Annotated in this window: 15 protein-coding genes; 6 read left to right on the top strand and 9 right to left on the bottom strand. The window is 64.1% G+C overall.

Annotated features, from left to right (window positions below):
- Window positions 1-88: 88 nt before the first annotated feature.
- Complete coding sequence (locus GA566_RS24315; RefSeq protein ID WP_160474269.1) at window positions 89-2,257, bottom strand: alpha/beta hydrolase domain-containing protein; 2,169 nt, start codon at window positions 2,255-2,257, stop codon at window positions 89-91.
- A 357-nt stretch (window positions 2,258-2,614) separates the two neighbouring features.
- On the opposite strand from GA566_RS24315, the gene GA566_RS24310 reads away from it, so the two are divergent.
- Window positions 2,615-4,105, top strand: a complete 1,491-nt coding sequence (locus GA566_RS24310; protein ID WP_137926492.1) for an alpha/beta hydrolase — start codon at window positions 2,615-2,617, stop codon at window positions 4,103-4,105.
- Between the two features lie 70 nt (window positions 4,106-4,175).
- Here the strand turns inward: GA566_RS24310 and GA566_RS24305 are convergent, their stop codons facing one another.
- A complete protein-coding gene (locus GA566_RS24305) occupies window positions 4,176-5,771 on the bottom strand; it encodes a serine hydrolase (RefSeq protein ID WP_370459348.1) in 1,596 nt (531 codons plus the stop codon).
- A 212-nt stretch (window positions 5,772-5,983) separates the two neighbouring features.
- Here GA566_RS24305 and GA566_RS24300 point away from each other — a divergent pair, with 212 nt between their 5' ends.
- A complete protein-coding gene (locus tag GA566_RS24300) occupies window positions 5,984-8,005 on the top strand; it encodes an alkaline phosphatase (protein WP_160474267.1) in 2,022 nt (673 codons plus the stop codon).
- Between the two features lie 101 nt (window positions 8,006-8,106).
- Here the strand turns inward: GA566_RS24300 and GA566_RS24295 are convergent, their stop codons facing one another.
- The 7 genes from GA566_RS24295 to flgA form a co-directional block, all read right to left on the bottom strand.
- On the bottom strand, window positions 8,107-10,350 hold the full coding sequence (locus GA566_RS24295; RefSeq protein WP_137926489.1) for an NADP-dependent isocitrate dehydrogenase: 2,244 nt from the start codon (window positions 10,348-10,350) through the stop codon (window positions 8,107-8,109).
- A 352-nt stretch (window positions 10,351-10,702) separates the two neighbouring features.
- The gene (locus tag GA566_RS24290; protein WP_137926500.1) at window positions 10,703-11,599 is read right to left on the bottom strand and encodes a YihY/virulence factor BrkB family protein; all 897 of its coding nucleotides are present in this window, start codon (window positions 11,597-11,599) and stop codon (window positions 10,703-10,705) included.
- Window positions 11,600-11,612: 13 nt separating this feature from the next.
- Window positions 11,613-12,656: an FUSC family protein gene (locus GA566_RS24285; protein WP_137926488.1), complete on the bottom strand. Its 1,044-nt coding sequence runs from the start codon at window positions 12,654-12,656 to the stop codon at window positions 11,613-11,615.
- A gap of 132 nt (window positions 12,657-12,788) precedes the next feature.
- Complete coding sequence (locus GA566_RS32990; RefSeq protein ID WP_171020449.1) at window positions 12,789-12,959, bottom strand: hypothetical protein; 171 nt, start codon at window positions 12,957-12,959, stop codon at window positions 12,789-12,791.
- 178 nt (window positions 12,960-13,137) lie between these two features.
- Window positions 13,138-13,602: a flagellar protein FlgN gene (locus tag GA566_RS24280; protein WP_137926487.1), complete on the bottom strand. Its 465-nt coding sequence runs from the start codon at window positions 13,600-13,602 to the stop codon at window positions 13,138-13,140.
- A gap of 4 nt (window positions 13,603-13,606) precedes the next feature.
- Window positions 13,607-13,921, bottom strand: coding sequence for a flagellar biosynthesis anti-sigma factor FlgM (gene flgM / locus GA566_RS33365; protein WP_160474266.1), 315 nt, complete (start codon window positions 13,919-13,921; stop codon window positions 13,607-13,609).
- A gap of 230 nt (window positions 13,922-14,151) precedes the next feature.
- Window positions 14,152-14,907: a flagellar basal body P-ring formation chaperone FlgA gene (gene flgA, locus GA566_RS24270; protein ID WP_137926485.1), complete on the bottom strand. Its 756-nt coding sequence runs from the start codon at window positions 14,905-14,907 to the stop codon at window positions 14,152-14,154.
- Window positions 14,908-15,326: 419 nt separating this feature from the next.
- Here flgA and flgB point away from each other — a divergent pair, with 419 nt between their 5' ends.
- From flgB to flgE, 4 genes are all read left to right on the top strand, one after another.
- Window positions 15,327-15,743: a flagellar basal body rod protein FlgB gene (gene flgB, locus GA566_RS24265; RefSeq protein ID WP_137926498.1), complete on the top strand. Its 417-nt coding sequence runs from the start codon at window positions 15,327-15,329 to the stop codon at window positions 15,741-15,743.
- A 13-nt stretch (window positions 15,744-15,756) separates the two neighbouring features.
- Entirely contained in the window at window positions 15,757-16,164 is a 408-nt protein-coding gene (flgC, locus tag GA566_RS24260) for a flagellar basal body rod protein FlgC (RefSeq protein ID WP_137926484.1), read from the top strand.
- A gap of 67 nt (window positions 16,165-16,231) precedes the next feature.
- Window positions 16,232-16,903 carry a flagellar hook assembly protein FlgD gene (locus GA566_RS24255; RefSeq protein ID WP_160474265.1) on the top strand — a complete coding sequence of 224 codons (672 nt, stop codon included), beginning with the start codon at window positions 16,232-16,234 and terminating at the stop codon, window positions 16,901-16,903.
- Between the two features lie 100 nt (window positions 16,904-17,003).
- Window positions 17,004-18,248: a flagellar hook protein FlgE gene (gene flgE, locus GA566_RS24250; protein WP_160474264.1), complete on the top strand. Its 1,245-nt coding sequence runs from the start codon at window positions 17,004-17,006 to the stop codon at window positions 18,246-18,248.
- Window positions 18,249-18,272: the final 24 nt, after the last annotated feature.

The following is an 18,272-nucleotide window of genomic DNA, read 5'->3' as shown; positions in this document are numbered from 1 at the left end:
GGGGATTCAAATTGAGACAGGTCGCGGATTGATGCGCCCGCCCTCTCCCCCAACCCCTCTCCCGCACGCGGGGAGAGGGGAGACACCATCACGGCAACACCGGATTCGCCACGGCGCGTGCCACGATGGCATCGGCATCCCGTTGCAGAAGGAAGCGCTGTGCGACGAGGTCGTTTGCCGCGGCCGTGACAGCGGCGACATAGCCGGCCTGGTTCGTATAGAGCGATTCGAGCGATGGGCGGTCATCCCCTGCCGCGATGCGGTCGGCTTCTGTCTTGTGGAAGGGGATGAACGCGCCGGTCAGGTTCGACAGGTCGGTGATGCCCGGCGTGGCAACGTAGTTGAACTCGATGCTGGTGCCGACCGGTGCGCGCGCTTCCGCCGAGCGGATGCCTGCGCGTGGGATGCCCGTGGTGGCGTCCACCTGCGGCACCAGGATCGCGTAGTCGCGGTTCAGGTTCGCGGGTGGCAGGACCGTCGCGATGCCCGACTCATCCTCCCGGCGGTATTGCGGGCCAAAATCGAGGAGCGAGTAGCCGTTGTAGCGCGCCAGGTACTGGAAGGCCGGGATCGGTGTGGAGACGCCACCGACAGGCCAGGAGAGTCCCTTCATGACCGGGAACGTCAGACTGGCGGGCCGCACGAGCGTGCCATCGGCGAGCGTCGGCACCTGACTCGGCGGCGGCGCGGTGTTCTTGACCACCCAGTCCTCCAGATCGAGGAACAGCGCGCGGAACGTGTCGTTGAAATGGATCACGGTGCCGGCCGGATAGACGTTGCGCGTGGGCGCATAGCTGATACTGGCCGTGCCGCCAGCACCGCCGTGCTGCGTGCCCGTGTAGTAGTAGATGCGCGCGTTGTCAGGCTGCTTGAGGTCGGCGAAGCCATTCGCATCGGTCAGCACCGGTGACCCTTGCAGTTGCCAGAACTCCGTGCCCGACAAGCCGAGGAAGAACTTCGGGCAGGTACTGGTGGCCGCGCAGCGCGCCATCACGCCGCCGGACTTGCCGGCGATGTCGTCGACGTAGTCTTTATCGAGTCCGCGCGGCGCTGTCTGGCCGAATGCCGTGTGGTCGGTGCGAAGGCCACCACCCCCACCCGGCACCGCGAACCGCGTGTTGATGTTGGTCTGGCGCGCGGCCACGTGGGCATACATGCCGTCGAAGACCTTCGATCCATCGAGTGCCTGGTTGAAGCCGAGGTGCAGGAATGTCTTCATCGCGTTGCCCGACTGCGACGTGCCCTGGCCGATGGTGTAGCGGATGCGCCCAGCCAACGGATTCTGCGTGCCTGCGCTATCGGCAGCCGCGCTGCGGAAGAACGTCACGGTATCGCGCAACGCGGCCAGGCCCACGCCCATGACCTTGGGGTCCTTTGCCACATAGACGAGTTCGTAGAGGTACTGCGGATCGAAGCCGCCGCGCAGGCAGATGCTGGCCGGATCGGCCGTGCCGGGGAACGGTACGCTGCCGTCGCACTTCGCGAACTTCCAGTCGGCGGCGGGAATGGCCACACGTGCATCGGTCTCGTTCTGGCGGCGCGTCAGCGAGTAACCGGGCTGTGTGTTGTCGAGACTGGCCGGCGCATACGGGATCATCGTACCGTTGAACACGCCACCGGGCAGCGACATGGCGGCGGTGGCCGTCGACGGCACCAGTTCCGTGCGATAGGTGCCCGTGATCGAGGTGCCGTCGGCATTCTTCGCCACCGGTACGGTAACGGTCAGGCGCGCCGCGCTGGACTTTGGCACATCGCCCTGCCAGGCCGAGTAGAGCATCACGTAGCCGCGTTCGAAATACACGGCATCGCTGGGTGACGTGGCCGGGTTCGGCATGGTCAGGATGTTGCCGCGATTCGGCGCGTCGTAGCGCAACACGCCGCTGGCCTTGCTCATGTCCTTGGGCTTCAGCATCGTGAAGTCGGCGGTGTACTCGACCATGCCGTTGGCGTTCACGGGGGCCAGCGCAAGGTCCTGGATGATGGCGTTCTTGGGGTCCTTGGGATCGACCTCGCCACGGAGGGTGCCGCTTACCTGTTCGTACTGGCCAACGTCGCCATAGGTGCCGGCGAAATCCTGCCGCCCAGTGATCGTCAGTGTCTGTGCCGGCGTGCGCGCCGTTGGGGTGCCACCCGAGCCGCCGCCATTATTTCCACCGCTGCTGCTGCCGTTATCGTCGCTGCCGCCGCAGCCTGCTACCGCGAGTGCCGCCGTCAGCGCGAGCGCCGCCGCGTGCCGGCCATGTGCACGTCCTTCCATCTGATGTCTCCTCGGTCTTATCTCTTTGTGTTGAAACCTGCCGCGCATGGGGCGGAAGGCGGCTCAACTATAGGTGTCGAGGATTGCGCTGATAAATTGATTGTTTGGATTGATTTATCGATACAGCAGAAGGATGTCCCTTGTGACTTCGCCATTGGGATGCCGTGATAACCCCATGATGCAGCGCAGCGCAGGGCATTCAGTCGCCCGTTTGGATACTTGGCGGTAGGTATCCCAACGGGTACATTGGTCGGGCGTTGCCACGCGGGGGAAGGGTATTGCCTTTGCGAATGCTGCGGATCGAGGACGCGTGCCGGCGCACTCCACACTCACGATAAAGAAGACAGAGGAGACAACATGCATCGCGCATTCCAGAGCACTGCCTTGGCGTTGGCTGCCGGCCTGCTGCTTTACGGTTGCGGTGGCGACGACGACAACGGATCGACGACCACGCCGCCTCCCCCGCCACCGCCCACGGTTCAGCCGGAAGATGTCCGTCCGCAGGACAGCCGTGTTTTCACGGTCGATCCCGCAGCGCTGGCCGCGAAGATCGCGCCCCTGGCAGGTGCGCCGGCGTCCGATCGTTGGAGCGGTGTACTCGGCAAGGCCGGCTACGTGGTGGAAGTGCCCACTGCGTGGAATGGCAAGCTCGTGATGTATGCACATGGCTATGCGGGCATGGGGTCCGCGCTGTCGGTCAGCATTCCGGGCATTCGCAGGCATCTGCTGGAAGCGGGCTATGCATGGGCGGCGTCCACCTATTCCACGAACTACTACGACGTGCGCGCCGGTATCGAGGACACCAATGCGCTGGCGCTGGCGTTTGCCGATATCGCCAAGCAGAATGGCCGCACACTCGCGGCGCCCACACGCACGTACATCGTCGGCCATTCGATGGGCGGGCACATCGCCGCCGCCGCAGTGGATGCCGAGAACATTCAGAATGCGGTGCACAAGGTCTCGTACCACGGGGCGGTGCCGATGTGCGGCGTGCTCGGCGATACGGAGCTGTTCAACTACTTCGGGGGCTACCAGACCGCCGCGCAACAACTGGGCGGGATGCCCGCCACATCGTGGCCGGTGTCGAACTGGGCGCAGATCGTGACGCCGCTGGTAGCTGCGTTGTTCACCACGTATCCCTCGGCCACCACTGCTGCGGGCGACAAGCTCAAGGCCGTGGTCAAGAACCTCACGGGTGGCGAACGTCCGCTGTTCGAATTGGGATTCGGCAAGAGCCCGGCGTCCAAGGCGTACCAGGACGCGGTATGGAGCACGTTCGGCTCGGATGGCACGGTCGACGGCATGCTGACGCAGAACGTGGTGGACACTACCGCGCTGCGCTACCAGTTCGACGACGATCCTGCGCTGTCCGTCGAAGAGCAGGCATTCAATGCAGCAATCTTCCGTGTGAAGCCGGTGGCGGACGCCAATCGCGTGCGTCGCGATGGCCTGCGCTGGATTCCGCAGACCGCTGCGAAGATCAGCGTGCCGGTGGTGACACTGCATACGCTCGGCGATATGTACGTGCCCTTCAGCATGGAGCAGATCTACAAGCGCCGCGCCGATGCCAACGGTACGTCGTCATGGCTGGTGCAGCGCGCCATTCGCGGCATCGCGCACTGCGACTTCACTGTTGCCGAGCAGAACAAGGCGTTCGACGACATGGTGGCGTGGGAGCAGGGCGGCCCACGGCCGGCGGGCGATGACGTGCTGACGGCATCGGTGGTGGCGAATGCCAACTATGGTTGCACGTTCACCGACAACACGGTAGGTGCGGACGACGATGCCACGACGAAGGGTTTGCGGCAGGTGATAGCGCTCACGCCTGGGGCGAGCTGCACGCCGTGATGCATGGGAAGTGAGCGGGCAGACCGGCACGCACGGCAATCGTCGCGTGCCCGGTCTGAGCGTGCCGCGCCTAGCGGACGAACACTCCCAGTCCTTCGTGGTCGTAATACTCCAGCCACACGCGATCGCTCGAAAATTCCGCGCGCGAGATCGTGCCCGGCAATGCGTTCTCGTTTTGCAGCGTGAACGTGAAGACGTCGCCGTCCCAGTGCGAAAGCGGCAGCGTGAGGGGCCGTGCGCCGAGCGTCATGACCAGTGCGCCGCCTTGCTCTGTCACTTGTAGCGGACCGTAGTAATCGTTGCGGTAGGTGCCCGTGTAGGTGGAAAGCGCGCGGGCGGGCAGCGGGCTGGCTGGCGGCGGCTGGCCGACGAGCCGGCCTTCGGGAGCCAGCAGCGGCGCAAAGGCATCGGTGAAGATCGCGCCCCAGTCTCGACGGATGGCACCGTACTGCACCAGGTCGAAGAATTGCGCGTTCAGCGTCTCGGGGACGCCAATCGGATACCCGTTTGTCAGCGTGACGATGGCCAGGTTCAGCGACGGCACGGCGGTGAAGCTCGTGGCCGCGCCCACTGCGAACGCGCCGGAATGGTTCAGCGATGCCAGGCCCAGTTCGGTCGTGCCGACGTTGAAGCCGTAGCCGTAGTAGCTGGCCGGGCGTCCGCTGACGGGCGGATTGCTCTGGATCTGCGCGTCGAGCGCGGGTGCCAGCGCGGCGGCATCGACGACCTGCTGGCCGGCGTACTGCCCTTTGGCCAGCAGCATGACGAGCCATTTCGCCATGTCGTTGACCGAGGAACTGACGCCCCCTGCCGGCGATTGCGCATCGGGCATCGTGCCCATGCCCTGCACCCAGTTGCCGTTGACCCTGACGTGGCCGAGCGCGCGGTTGTCGCGGGCGGCAAAGTCGGCATGACGCGAACTGGTGCGGGTCATGCCGAGCGGCTGGTAGATTGCCTGCTCCGACAACGTGGCCCAGTCGATGCCCGCGACGGTGGCCACCGCTTCGGCGGCGGCGGTCATGCCGAAGTTCGTGTACTCGTAGACAGCACCGAGCGGATGCACGGGCAGATAGCGCAGCCGCGTGAGGACCTCGCGCCGGTCGTAGCCCATGTCTTCGAGACGGTCCCCTGCATGGTCGGGCAGTCCGGAGCGATGCGCGTAGAGATCGCCGACCGTCACGGCCTGCGTGGCCTCCGGGTCGGACAGCGCGAACCACGGCAATGGCTGCACGACCGGCGTGTCCCACCGGATGCTGCCGCGCCCCACCTGCCGCGCCACCACCGTGGCGCCCACCGACTTGGAGACCGAGGCAAGCTGGAACACCGTGTCCGCATCGACCGGTGCAGGATTTGTCACGAGTCGCCGGCCAAAGCCGCGTGCATAGACAGTCTGTCCGCCGCGCACCACGGCAACGGCCATGCCCGGCACGCCGGAGCTGGTCATCAGGGTGGTTGCGAGCGCATCGACCTGGGCGATGGCCTGCGTGATCTGTGCGTCGGGAATGGTGCCGGGCGAAGGCTGCGGCGCGGGATCGTCGTCTCCGCCGCAGGCGGGCAGGGCGGGAGCCAGCAGGCTGCCGAGGGCAGCGCCCAGGAAGCGGCGGCGGTCTTGCGGTGGGCTCAAGGCGTTCCCCTGTTTGGGAAGGCGCCGCTGGCGCCGAAGCATGCTATGTACTGTAGGCGATGCCTGCCGCGTTGTGAATGTCGCGTTGCGCGTGCTGCGTTCGATGCTGCGATGAAACTGTCGGACGAACACCGACGGCACAAGCAGTAGTGCCCGCCTAGTATCGAGTTGCGACCTGCCCCGCAAGCAAGCCCGGTGCCTTGCGTGGCAACCCGTCCCTGGCTGCCTATCCCCACATACAAGGAAGAACAGCCATGGACCGACGCCAATTTCTCAGGTTGGGAGGATTTCTTACCGTTTCCGTTGCCGCAACTGGCCTGGCCGCTTGCGGTGGTGGCGGGAATGATCCACCGCCCGACCCCGCCGGCGATTCCGGCAATCCTGAAAACTTCAACTTCGTGCATGGTGTGGCCTCCGGAGACCCGCGGCCCGACAGCGTGATTGTCTGGACACGCGTGGAGGGAACCAACGGCAAGCGGCCCGTTGTCGTGCGCCTGCAGGTCGCCACGCAGGACGACTTCGCGCCACCGACCCTGCTGGTCAACCAGCCGCTCATGGCGCGTCCAGAATGGGACTACACACTGCGCAACAAGGTGACCGGTCTGAGCGCCGGTACGCGTTACTACTACCGATTCCTGCTTGGCAACCGGGCAAGCGCGACGGGCCGTACGCGTACGGCCGCCACGGCGGGCACGGCATTGTCGCAACTGCGCTTCGCATTCGTGAGTTGCCAGGACTGGAACGCCAACCACTGGGCCGGCATGGAGGAACTGGCGCAGCAGGATCTCGATTTCATCGTCCATGTGGGCGACTACATCTACGAAGCCGTGCCAGGCGGCTCGCGCACGGGACTCGTCGAAGATCGGCATGCGCCGCTTACCTTGCCCAGCGGTACGGCGCTGCCCGACGGCAGTGTCTACGCCACCACGCTCGACGACTACCGCTACCTGTATCGCAGCTACCGGGCGGATGCCCGCTTGCAGGCGTTGCATGCTTCGGCGCCGATGATCGCCATCTGGGACGATCATGAGTTTTCAGATAACTGCTGGCAGGACCGCCAGACCTACGATTCGGACGATGACCTCACGCCACGCACGGCGCGCCGACGCGCAGCCAACCAGGCATGGTTCGAGTTCATGCCTGCCGATGTGAGTTTCGACGCGGACAACCCTTCGTTTCAGAACATCCAGATATACCGCGCGTTCACGTTCGGCAATCTCGCCACGCTGGTGATGACCGACGAGCGGCTGTACCGGGCGGACCACATCATCCCCGAGCAATCCACCGGACGCGCCGTGGGGAGTGTGTTCCTGGTGGAGGCCGATACGCTCGCGGCAGCGGAAGCCGCCAAGATCGCAAATGCTGGCGGGGTACTGACGCCTGTGTCGATGCTGGGCGATGTGCAGCGTGCGTGGTGGCAGGACCGCATGGGCGGTGGCAACACGACGTGGAAGCTCTGGGGCAACCAGCTCTCGATGCTGCGAATGGAGGTGGATATCACCGAGGCGCTGTCGAAGCTGATCGCCCGTGCGCTGGTGCTCGTCAATGGCACGCTGGCCCCGGTGGAGAGTGCAATGGCAACTGCGCTGGCCAGCGACCTGGCCGTTGCCAAGGCGGCAGGCACTTACGTGGGGCTGGGTTACGCGGCCTTGCGCAACGTGCTGGTATCCGTGGGCATCGACGCGGCGGGTTTCGACGCCACCATCAAGCCGTTCATCGAGGCGCGGCTGCCGTCGGTCACGCTGCTCGGCAAGTTCATTCTCAACGCCGACCAGTGGGATGGCTTCAATGCCGAGCGAAAGAACCTGATGGCGTTCCTGAAAAGCAACAGCATCCGCAACGTGGTGGCGCTCAGCGGTGACATCCACGCGTTCTTCGCGGGGCAGGTGATGGACGACTTCGACGCGCCCAGCCCGGCACCAGTGATGGTGGACCTGGTGACGGCGGGCCTGTCGAGCAACACGCTGCTCAGTTCATTTCGCGCGGTGGTGGACAATGACCAGGCATTCGCCGCGTTGCGCGACCTGATCTACAGCAACGTGGGCGGCACGCTGATCAACACCTTCGACAGCACCCTGCGGACGTTCAATCCATGGCTGCGCCACGTGGATACCAATGCGGAAGGGTACGCGCTGGTGACGCTGACGCCGGACAAGCTCAACTGCACGTTCCATACGATGCAGCGGGTATCGGGCGGCACCGCGCCGTCAGTGGCCACGGGCGGGACGCAAGCGCTGCAGGTCACATCGAATACGGCCGATGTGAGCGTGCTGTAGCCGGACAGAAAAGAAAAACCCCCGGGCTGCGATGCTCCGGGGGTTTTTCTTCATGGCCGCCAATCTGCGCGGCCATGTCAGTCCAACGGTCGGGAAACGACTCAGCCCTTGATCGATTCCAGCGCCGTGTTCAGCGTCTTGCTCGGGCGCATGATGGCGGCCAGCTTGGCTTCGTCCGGCTTGTAGTAGCCGCCGATGTCCACGGCCTTGCCTTGCACGTCCGAGAGTTCGCCGATGATGGTCTTCTCGTTTTCCGTCAGCGTCTTGGCCAGCGGTGCAAACGTCTTGGCCAGTTCGGCGTCGGCGGTTTGCGCGGCCAGTTCCTGGGCCCAGTACATGGCCAGGTAGAACTGGCTGCCGCGGTTGTCGAGCTGGCCGGTCTTCGGCGACGGGCTCTTGGCGTTGTCGAGCAGCTTGCCGGTTGCAGCGTCCAGCGTCTTGGCCAGGGTCTTGGCGCGGGCGTTACCCGACTTGATGCCGAGTTCTTCCAGCGACACGGCCAGGGCAAGGAACTCGCCGAGCGAATCCCAGCGCAGGTGGTTCTCTTCCACCAGTTGCTGCACGTGCTTCGGAGCCGAACCGCCGGCGCCCGTTTCGTACATGCCGCCACCGGCCATCAGCGGCACGATCGACAGCATCTTGGCGCTGGTGCCCAGTTCCATGATCGGGAACAGGTCGGTCAGGTAGTCGCGCAGGATGTTGCCGGTCACCGAGATGGTGTCCAGGCCGCGGATCACGCGTTCCAGCGTGAAGCGCATGGCGCGCACCTGCGACATGATCTGGATATCGAGGCCGTTGGTGTCGTAATCCTTCAGGTAGGTTTCCACCTTCTTGATCAGTTCGGCTTCGTGCGGACGGTACGGGTCGAGCCAGAACACGGCCGGCATGCCCGAGTTGCGGGCGCGCGTCACGGCCAGCTTCACCCAGTCACGGATCGGTGCGTCCTTGACCTGGCACATGCGCCAGATGTCGCCCTGCTCCACTTGCTGCGTCAGCGCCGACAGGACTTCACCCGTGGCGTTGTCGACGATGCGGGCTTCGCCGTCTTCGCTGATCTCGAACGTCTTGTCGTGCGAACCGTATTCCTCGGCCTTCTGTGCCATCAGGCCCACGTTGGGCACCGTGCCCATCGTGACCGGATCGAATGCGCCGTTGGTCTTGCAGAAGTTGATGATCTCCTGATAGATGCGGGCGAAGGTCGATTCCGGAATCAGGCACTTCGTGTCCTTGGTGCGGCCATCGGCGCCCCACATCTTGCCGCCGATACGGATCATGGCCGGCATCGACGCATCCACGATCACGTCGTTCGGTGCGTGCAGGTTCGAGATGCCCTTGGCCGAATCCACCATGGCCAGTTCCGGACGATGCTCGTGGCAGGCGTGCATGTCGCGGATGACTTCTTCCTTCTTCGATTCGGGCAGTTGCTCGATCTTGGTGTAGAGGTCAACCAGGCCGTTGTTGACGTTCACGCCCAGTTCGTCGAACAGCTTCTGGTGCTTGGCGAACGCGTCCTTGTAGAAGACCTTGACGGCGTGGCCGAACACGATGGGGTGCGACACCTTCATCATGGTGGCCTTGACGTGCAGGCTCAGCATGACGCCGGTCTTGCGCGCGTCTTCCATCTGTTCTTCGTAGAAGGCCAGCAGGGCCTTCTTGCTCATGAACATGCTGTCGATGATCTCGCCGTCCTGCAGCGCGACCTTCGGCTTCAGCACGATGGTCTTGCCGCTCTTGGTGACCAGTTCCATGCGCACTTCGCGGGCGCCGTTCAGCGTGGTGGACTTCTCGCCATGGTAGAAGTCGCCGTGCTTCATGTGCGCCACGTGGGTGCGGGAGGCCATGCTCCAGTCACCCATGCTGTGCGGATGCTTGCGTGCGTAGTTCTTGACGGCGGCAGGCGCGCGGCGGTCCGAGTTGCCTTCGCGCAGTACCGGGTTCACGGCGCTGCCCAGGCACTTGGAGTAACGCTTCTGGATGGCCTTTTCTTCGTCGGTCTTCGGATCTTCGGGATAGTCGGGGATGCGGTAGCCCTTCGACTGCAGTTCCTTGATCGCGCTGATCAGCTGGAACACCGAGGCGCTGATGTTCGGCAGCTTGATGATGTTGGTGTCCGGGTTCTGCGTGAGCTTGCCCAGTTCGGCCAGGTTGTCCGGCACGCGCTGCTCTTCGGTCAGGAACTCGGGGAATTCGCCCAGGATACGGCCAGCCACGGAGATGTCGCTGGTTTCCACGTTCACGCCCGCAGGCTTGGTGAACGTGCGGATGATGGGCAGGAAGGCACTGGTGGCCAGCAGCGGAGCTTCGTCGGTTAGGGTGTAGATGATGGTGGGCTGCTGGTTGCTCATCGCGTATCTCGCATCAAATTCGGGTTGGGGAATGCCCCGGCTCCGGGTTGCGGATCGAGGCAAGGATGGAATTTTGCCTGATTTTGCATGGCGGGGGTGTGATCCTTCATGTGAAATTTGTTCGGTGCATGCAGACGCATTCCGCTCGGTTTTTAACTTCTATCCGACTTCGTGCTGTCATCTTCGCGTAACCTCCGTCAATTTGACGCAGTTATCCGCTGGACGAAATGCGCAATTCTTATGTCTTATAGAAGAGTCCAAGTAGCCTACTCGGGTATCTCCACGAAAATGTGGCGGATGCGCTACTCAAGGATGCACGGGGCTACGACGTACCAATATAGTCCGCGCGTGGTCAGGTATGGAATGCGCCATCGCGGGCGCCGCGTGGCGGACCTTCGCCGCGTTCGAAGTCGGCGATGATCTGGGCGCCGAAGAGCAGCAGGGTGGCCGCGATCTCCAGGCTCAGCAGCACGACGATGGCCGTGGTCAGCGAGCCGTAGACGCGCCCGACCTGGGACAGGGTCGAGAAATACCAGACCAGTACGTGGCGCGAGATTTCCCAGAACACGGCGGCGAACAGGGCACCCATCAGCGCGTGCCGCACGGACAGGCGGCCGACCGGCATCACCAGATAGATGGAAGTCAGCAGCAGCACTTCGCCCACGAATCCCAGCAGGTAGAGCAGGCCGCCCGAGAGGTGATCCAGTGACCAGTCGTAGCCCAGAACCTCCAGGTGCCGCTCCCCCAGGGTTTGCAGGCCGCCGGCCATGACCGTCACGATCAGCAGGCCCACGCTGAGTACCAGGATGTAGCAATAGGGCAGGATGGCGGAGACCAGGAAATGCCGGCGCCGGATGGCCACGCGGTGGACGAAGATCACCGACATGGCGTTTTCCAGCACGGTGAAGGCCAGTGAACTGAAGAAGACCATCGTGATGGCGAGTACCCAGCCGATGACGGATCGATTGGTCAGGAACCGCGAGAGTTCACCCACCAGTGCGCGCGATTGACCGGGCAGCAGCCATTCCAGGTAACGCGCCAGCGTGGCCAGCAGCCGGTCGGGTTCGATCACATGCGACAGGCCAATCATCATCAGGATCAGCAACGGCACGATCGACAGCAGCGCGTAGTAGGCCACTGCGCCCGCCAACAGCAGGCCCTGGTTGGCGCGGAAGTTCTTCAGTGCCTGGAGCAGGAAGCGCGCGGGATGCTGGAGAACCTGCCGCGTGCGGGTGTCTAGCCACTGCATGGCCATGCGGCCATCAACCCGTTACCCGCATCGTGTACGGGAAGCGGGTCTGGACGGCCATCTGCGAGAGGTGGTCGCGCAGGTGAGCGAGTTCGGATGAGAGTTGCAGCGTCAGGAAGGCGTGCGAGCTGTGGCCGATCGACGGATCGTCGGGATGTGGCGCGGGCAGCGACGTGTTCTCACGCACCATGGTCTCGTCGCCAGCCTCCAGCGCCGAGGCCATCTCCAGCAGCAGATCGCGGATGGTCTGCTCCTTGCCATCGGCGTTGGTATCGGCCACGTCGGGTTCCACAGCCGCCAGCATTTCCAATGCGCTGATGCACACGCGCGCGCTGTGTTGCACCTCTTCGAGATCGGCGGATGTGACGTTGGTTTCCTTGGCTACTGATGGAATCAGGCTGCGCAACTGCACGAGCGCAGCGGACAGCTTCATCATGTCCTGCTGCCGCTCCTTCTCGTCGCGCATGCCGCGCTCGATCTTGGCATGCACCGCCGCGCAGGCGCGCAGCAGGCCGGCGAGCTTGAAGCGCCACGAATACGAGGCATAGGCGGGCAGTGCAAACGAGAACACCAGCGCGATCAGCGTGCCGATCAATACATCCACGGTGCGCCATACCGCGTCATAGACATCCTGGTTGCCGTGCCCGGCGGTAATGATCACGGTGATGGCGGTCAGCAGCGCCACGTATCCACCCTTGCCCACCGCGTGATAGGCGCAGTACCCACTGATCAGGGCGAGCAGTCCCCAGGTCAGCATCGGAATGCCGAAGTACGTACCCTGGACGATGATGAAGAGACCGAGCAGGGCGCCCAGCACGGTGCCGGCCCCGCGTTCTGCGGCGCGCTTGCGGATGTTGCCGTGGTGCTGGAGCCCGCCGATGACGACGAGCACCGTGATGGTGGCCCATTCGCCATGCGGAATATTGATGCCGGTAGTCAGCGCGATCGAGGCCAGCAGGGCAAGCGCCACGCGGACGGCGTGGAAGATGCGAGCCTGGCGGAATCGACGGTCGGGGTCAAACAGCGCGCTGGTTGTTTTTCGCAGTGCCTCGAACATGGCGACGATCACCGTGCGGAGATCTGAACGCTTCGAGTGTATAGAGCGAGCCCCATGTTCCGCAATGTTTACATTCTGCGAAACATGGGGCTGCGGCGAGCCCGGCGGTGGAGAGAGTTCCACGCCGCGGCACTACGAGGGATCTTTGGTGCGCGTGCGCGATACCGCCGACATGATGCCGATACCCAGCACGATCACGCAGGCAATACCGATATAGACGGGCGCCAGGCCCGCAGTGGACATGGCCCACGCAATGCCGCCCACCAGCAGCAGGAGCCCGATTACATAAAGTGCAAATGACATGGCGGTCCTCCGGACATTGTTGTGCTTACCGGATGCCACTAGCCGCATCGGGATGACCCCAAAGGCGAGTGGCCTACCGTCAATGTAGGGAGGAAGCGCGCCGGCCAACATAGGACGTTGGCCGAGCATGACGTAGGCAGGCGCTGACGCGTGCCGGGTCGGGGAAGGCGTGGGGCGATCAGCCTGCGGCCAGGCTCACGCCGGCGGCGCCGGTGTTCGCCTTGCCATCGCGGCCATACATCTCGTTGGGCGGCGTGCCGCCCTGGCGCAGGACCTGGATGGCTTCCTGCGTGAATTCGAGATGGGCATGGACGATGGCGCCATTCAGTTCGTTGGCATCCTTGGCCTTGTGGGCGAAGAACACCACCTTGCGCCAGAGTTCGGCAACCTGCGGGTCAACCTCGCGGCCTACCAGCAGGCCGCCGGGACCAACGCGCAAGCCTTGCGCGATCATCTGGGCCTCGCGCGCGGCGGTGGCAAGGTTCAGCCCCTGGGCCAGTTCCATCTTCTGGTTGAGCAACGTGCTCAACGCCTGGAAATCCTGTCGCTTGATGGCTTCGCGCTCATCTGCAAGGGCACGGCCGAAGGCCGCAATGGCGTTGGCTTCAAGCGAAAGGGACTGGATCAGGGCTGCCTGGTTCATGGTGTCAGGTTTGGCTGGGTGCCTGGCTCAGCTCGTGCAAAGAGGCGAGCAAGCCATCGGCAATCTTGCTGGGATCGATCTTGATCCGGCCTTCCGCAATCGCCTGACGGACTTCCGCAACCTTGGCGGCGTCGATGTCGCTGTCGCTGTCCTGCAGCAGGCGCGTACCAATCTCGCGAACCTGCGCAGCCAGGGGGCTGACGCTGACGCCGCTCAGGGCGGTAGGGTCCGACGTGGCACCGGTGGCCGCCGCACGGGCGTTGCCTTCGGTAGCCGCGGTGTCGGCGGGCCGGGACGGAGTGGAGTTATTGATCTTCACGGTGAAATCCTTGCTGGGTTCCTCTGACTTATCGGACTGGCCGCCGGAAACTTTAGGTTCGATCCTGTGTTTTCCGACGCTTTTCCGCCGATCCCGGAACGGGCTCGCCGCATTCTCGCACGGTCTGCCTGCGCCGGTTGCTGCCACATCATTTTCCTGCCTGGTCGAGGGTCCCAGCCCGTGTGACGACTAACTTCCCGGTACAACTTTGTGACGCTAACCCGATTGTGTTACTGCAGCACGACAGTGTCGCCACTGCGCACCACGCCGCTGACCACCTGGCCGTTGCGCAGACGGATCTGCACATGGGCGCCGGTGGGAGCGTCGTTCAGCACCTTGCCTTCGCTCGATAGCTGGAACGACTCGCCTTCCACAGTGACGTTGACCGTCTGTCCGAGCCTCACGGCAATCGGCCGTTTGAGCAGATCCGTGCGCAGCGGCGAGCCGGCGGCGATGCGGTTGGCCGATACCGACCCTTCCACTTGTGCCGGATCGGTCACCACGGCGCGCGGCAGGGCGGCCAGGTCACCCTGGCGAAGTTCAAGGTCGGCGGCGGAGATCGTCTCGCCGGGACCCATCGAACGCGCGGCCACGTAGTAATCGGTCATCACCGAGACGCGGGCCTGCATATAGCGCGTCCACGGCCGGTCGCCGCCGCATCGCACGCCCACGTTGACGCGTCCATATGGGGCCGCGCCGGCGGGCAGGAACGGTTCGGGGTTGAAGCAGTCCGGCGCGCGGCCACCCGAGGGCGGCACCACCTGCACGCTGATCTTGCCCGGCAGTCCCATGGACTGGCGCTGCAGGAACTGTTCGACGGCCACGCGCGCGGGGTCATCGGCAAACGGATTCTGGGCGGCCTGGGTTTGCGGTGCCGCACCGGGCGGCGCAACGGGCGTGACCTGGGCGGGAGCGGCCATGGCGGACGGCGCCAGCGCAATGCCGGCGAATGCCATCAGCGCGGCGGCCTGGCGAGAGAAAGTCATAGGGGTCATCCCAGCAAGGATGAGACGGCAGGGGCTGCGAATCCAATACGGAGGCGTAAACCCGCGGTCGATGCCGTCGCACAACAGTTGAACATCGGTAAACGTTTGCACAGGCGGTTGGCGCACCGTGACGGCGCCGCGCCTGGCACTGACGGCGAAGCCTTGTGCGGCGCGCCGCGCGGGGCGGGCGAGCCAGGTTTTGGCATCGGTCAGTGGGAGTCATTGTAGGCAGGCTCGCGCGAGAGACCGAACCGGAAATGCGCGGGTTTCTCCTGCCTATTCGCACGATTGGCGTGACAACCCGGCCCCTAAGATGGCAACCCTGAAGAAGCCCGGTCTGGCGTGTGCGGAAGGTATACCCAGGTCTACGGCAGTTCTCTCCCCGAAATGAAGCCACAGCCAAAGCAGGAAAGGCAGACATCATGGACAGACTCGATGCGGCGTTCCGCTTCCAGCAGGAAGCACTGAGCCTGCGGACCCAGCGGCAATCGGTGATTGCCTCGAACATCGCCCACGCGGATACGCCGGGCTACAAGTCGCGCGATTTCGATTTCGCCAGCACGCTGGCGCAGTCCGTGGAGCGCGGCAACCAGCAGCGCGACGGCGTGTCGCTGTCCACTACGTCCGTGCGGCACATGCCGGCGCAGGCGCCTGCGATGAGCAACAACGAGCGCGACCTGCAGTACCGCATTCCGCTGCAATCGAGTATCGATGGCAACACCGTGGAAATGGACACCGAGCGCGTGGCGTTTGCCGACAACACGGTGCACTACGAAGCGGGCCTGACCGTCATGAGCTCGAAGATCAAGACGATGCTGTCCGCGATCCAGAACTAAGGGGGGCGCTGCAATGGGTTCCATGAACATTTTCGACGTGGCCGGTTCGGCCATGGCCGCGCAGTCGCAGCGCATGAACGTGACGGCGTCGAACCTGGCCAATGCCGACAGCGCCGTGGCGCCGAACGGCCAGCCGTACAAGGCCAAGCAGGTGATTTTCGAGATGGCCCCGACACCGGGCCAGACCGATGTGGGTGGCGTGCAGGTGGCGGGCGTGATGGAGGATTCCGCGCCGGCCCGCATGATCCACAACCCCACGCATCCGCTGGCCGATGCCAATGGCTACGTGACGATGCCCAACGTGAACCCGGTGGAAGAGATGGTCAACATGATCTCGGCATCGCGTTCGTACCAGGCCAACGTGGAGGTGCTGAACACCGCCAAGACCATGATGCTCAAGACGCTGACCATTGGTCAGTGACGCCAGCCGAAACGCGTTTTCCGTATCTCCGATTTCCAGAATTCAAGAACACTAGCCGGAACACAACATGGCATCGACTTCTTCCGTAGGTAACAGCACCGCCAACTCGGGGGTGAACCAGGCCCTGCAAAGCGGTAGCGCAAGCGCAGCCGACCTGCAGAGCAATTTCCTGAAAATGCTGGTCACGCAGATGACCAACCAGGACCCGCTGAATCCGATGGACAACTCGCAGCTGACCTCGCAACTGGCGCAGATCAGCACGGTGAGCGGTCTGCAGACGATGAACGAGACCATGACGCAGTTGCTGACGCAAACCGCGGCTGGCCGTGCGATGGACTCCGCCGCACTGATCGGCAAGACCGTGATGGTGCCGGGCAACGCCCTGACCGTGACCGATGGCGTGTCGGGCAAGTTCGGCGTGGACATCCCGACGACGGCAGACGCCGTGACCGTGCAGGTGCTCGACGAGAAGGGCAACGTGGTGCGCACCATCGACATGAAGGGCCAGAAGGCCGGCGTGCATGACGTGGAGTGGGACGGCAAGAACGATGCGGGCAACCTCGTCGCAGACGGCGACTATGCGTTCAAGGTCACGGCCACGGCCGGCGGCAAGGACGTGAGCCCGATCCCGCTGATCTACGGCAAGGTGCAGGCCATCAGCGGCGACAGCACTGGCGTGCTGGTGGATCTGGGCGACGGCAAGATGGCCAACGTCGACGACGTGCGCCGCATTTCCTGATCGGCACGGCAACACGGTTTTTATCAAGACATTCACGTATCAACCCGGTCCGGCATACGCGCGGGCAATTCACGAACGACAGCCTACATAGGGGAAAATCATGGGTTTTGGTCAAGGGGTAAGCGGCATCAATGCCGCAGCGTCCAACCTGGACGTGATCGGCAATAACATCGCCAACGCGAACACGGTTGGCTTCAAGCAATCGACGGCACAGTTCGCCGACGTGTACGCAGGCTCGAAGATCGGCCTGGGCACGCGCGTGAACGCCGTGGTGCAATCGTTCAGCAACGGCACGGTCTCGGCATCGGGCCGCAGCATGGACGTGGCCATCAGCAACGGCAGCGGCTTCTTCCGCCTGGTCAACCAGGACGGCCAGGTCTTCTACTCGCGTAACGGCCAGCTCTCGCGTCTGGACGACGGCACGCTGGTGAACGGCACGGGCCTGCAGGTCACGGGTTACCCGGCCGGCACCACCGCTGGTGGTGTGGCGCCGCAGCCGCTGACGATCAGCAACGCGCAGATGCCGCCGAAGGCCACCACGAACATTGCCGCGCAATTCCAGCTGGACTCGCGTAGCGCCGCGCCGACCAACGTGTTCGCCAGCACGCCTGCCGTCCGTGCGGATTCGTCGATGTTCAGCTACAGCACGCCGATGACGGCCTATGACTCGCTGGGCAACAAGCAGCAGCTCACCGCCTACTTCGGCAAGTCGGTCGTGGCCGGCCCGCCCGTTGCCCCGGCACCGACCAACGCCTTTGGCGGTACGGACTGGTCGATGAACGTCACCGACGCCAACGGCAACGTGCTGCAGACGGTCACGCTGTCCTACGACGCCAACGGTACGCTGCGCGCGCCGACGGCTGCCACCATGCCCAACGTCACGCTGCCGGCCGCCAACGGCGCTGCCGCCATGACGGCACGCCTGGACCTGACGGGCAGCACGCAGTTCGGTGCGGACAACGACCCGAAGAGCATCGTGCAGAACGGCTACACCTCGGGCGCGCTGGTCAGCTACGCCGTGCAGGAAGACGGCACGATCCTGGGCTCGTATTCCAACGAACAGACGCTGTCGCTGGGCCAGATCGCCCTGGCATCGTTCGGCAACGTCGAAGGCCTGAAGCCCGAAGGCGACAACGTGTGGAGCGCCACCGGTTCGTCGGGCCAGGAACTGCTGGGTGCCGCAGGCGGCTCGCTGGGCAAGCTGCGTTCCTACGCCGTGGAAGAGTCGAACGTGGACCTGTCCGGCCAACTGGTGAACCTGATCGTTGCGCAGCGTAACTATCAGGCCAACGCCCAGACCATCAAGGCGCAGGACACCGTCCTGCAGACCCTGGTGAACATCTAAGCCGGCCCCCGCTGACGGATCGCC

Origin of the sequence: Cupriavidus sp. SW-Y-13, from assembly GCF_009793345.1 — a bacterium.
In the GTDB taxonomy this organism is placed as follows: Bacteria; Pseudomonadota; Gammaproteobacteria; order Burkholderiales; family Burkholderiaceae; genus Cupriavidus.
Note: the sequence above shows the minus strand (reverse complement) of the source record. Positions and strands in the feature narration are given on the sequence as shown.

What these genes read in the sequence shown, in the direction of transcription:
- GA566_RS24315 (WP_160474269.1), bottom strand. Translation starts at nt 2,257, where the DNA reads ATGGAAGGACGTGCACATGGCCGGCACGCGGCGGCGCTCGCGCTGACG.
- GA566_RS24310 (WP_137926492.1), top strand. Translation starts at nt 2,615, where the DNA reads ATGCATCGCGCATTCCAGAGCACTGCCTTGGCGTTGGCTGCCGGCCTG.
- GA566_RS24305 (WP_370459348.1), bottom strand. Translation starts at nt 5,771, where the DNA reads ATGCTTCGGCGCCAGCGGCGCCTTCCCAAACAGGGGAACGCCTTGAGC.
- GA566_RS24300 (WP_160474267.1), top strand. Translation starts at nt 5,984, where the DNA reads ATGGACCGACGCCAATTTCTCAGGTTGGGAGGATTTCTTACCGTTTCC.
- GA566_RS24295 (WP_137926489.1), bottom strand. Translation starts at nt 10,350, where the DNA reads ATGAGCAACCAGCAGCCCACCATCATCTACACCCTAACCGACGAAGCT.
- GA566_RS24290 (WP_137926500.1), bottom strand. Translation starts at nt 11,599, where the DNA reads ATGCAGTGGCTAGACACCCGCACGCGGCAGGTTCTCCAGCATCCCGCG.
- GA566_RS24285 (WP_137926488.1), bottom strand. Translation starts at nt 12,656, where the DNA reads ATGTTCGAGGCACTGCGAAAAACAACCAGCGCGCTGTTTGACCCCGAC.
- GA566_RS32990 (WP_171020449.1), bottom strand. Translation starts at nt 12,959, where the DNA reads ATGTCATTTGCACTTTATGTAATCGGGCTCCTGCTGCTGGTGGGCGGC.
- GA566_RS24280 (WP_137926487.1), bottom strand. Translation starts at nt 13,602, where the DNA reads ATGAACCAGGCAGCCCTGATCCAGTCCCTTTCGCTTGAAGCCAACGCC.
- flgA (WP_137926485.1), bottom strand. Translation starts at nt 14,907, where the DNA reads ATGACTTTCTCTCGCCAGGCCGCCGCGCTGATGGCATTCGCCGGCATT.
- flgC (WP_137926484.1), top strand. Translation starts at nt 15,757, where the DNA reads ATGGGTTCCATGAACATTTTCGACGTGGCCGGTTCGGCCATGGCCGCG.
- GA566_RS24255 (WP_160474265.1), top strand. Translation starts at nt 16,232, where the DNA reads ATGGCATCGACTTCTTCCGTAGGTAACAGCACCGCCAACTCGGGGGTG.
- flgE (WP_160474264.1), top strand. Translation starts at nt 17,004, where the DNA reads ATGGGTTTTGGTCAAGGGGTAAGCGGCATCAATGCCGCAGCGTCCAAC.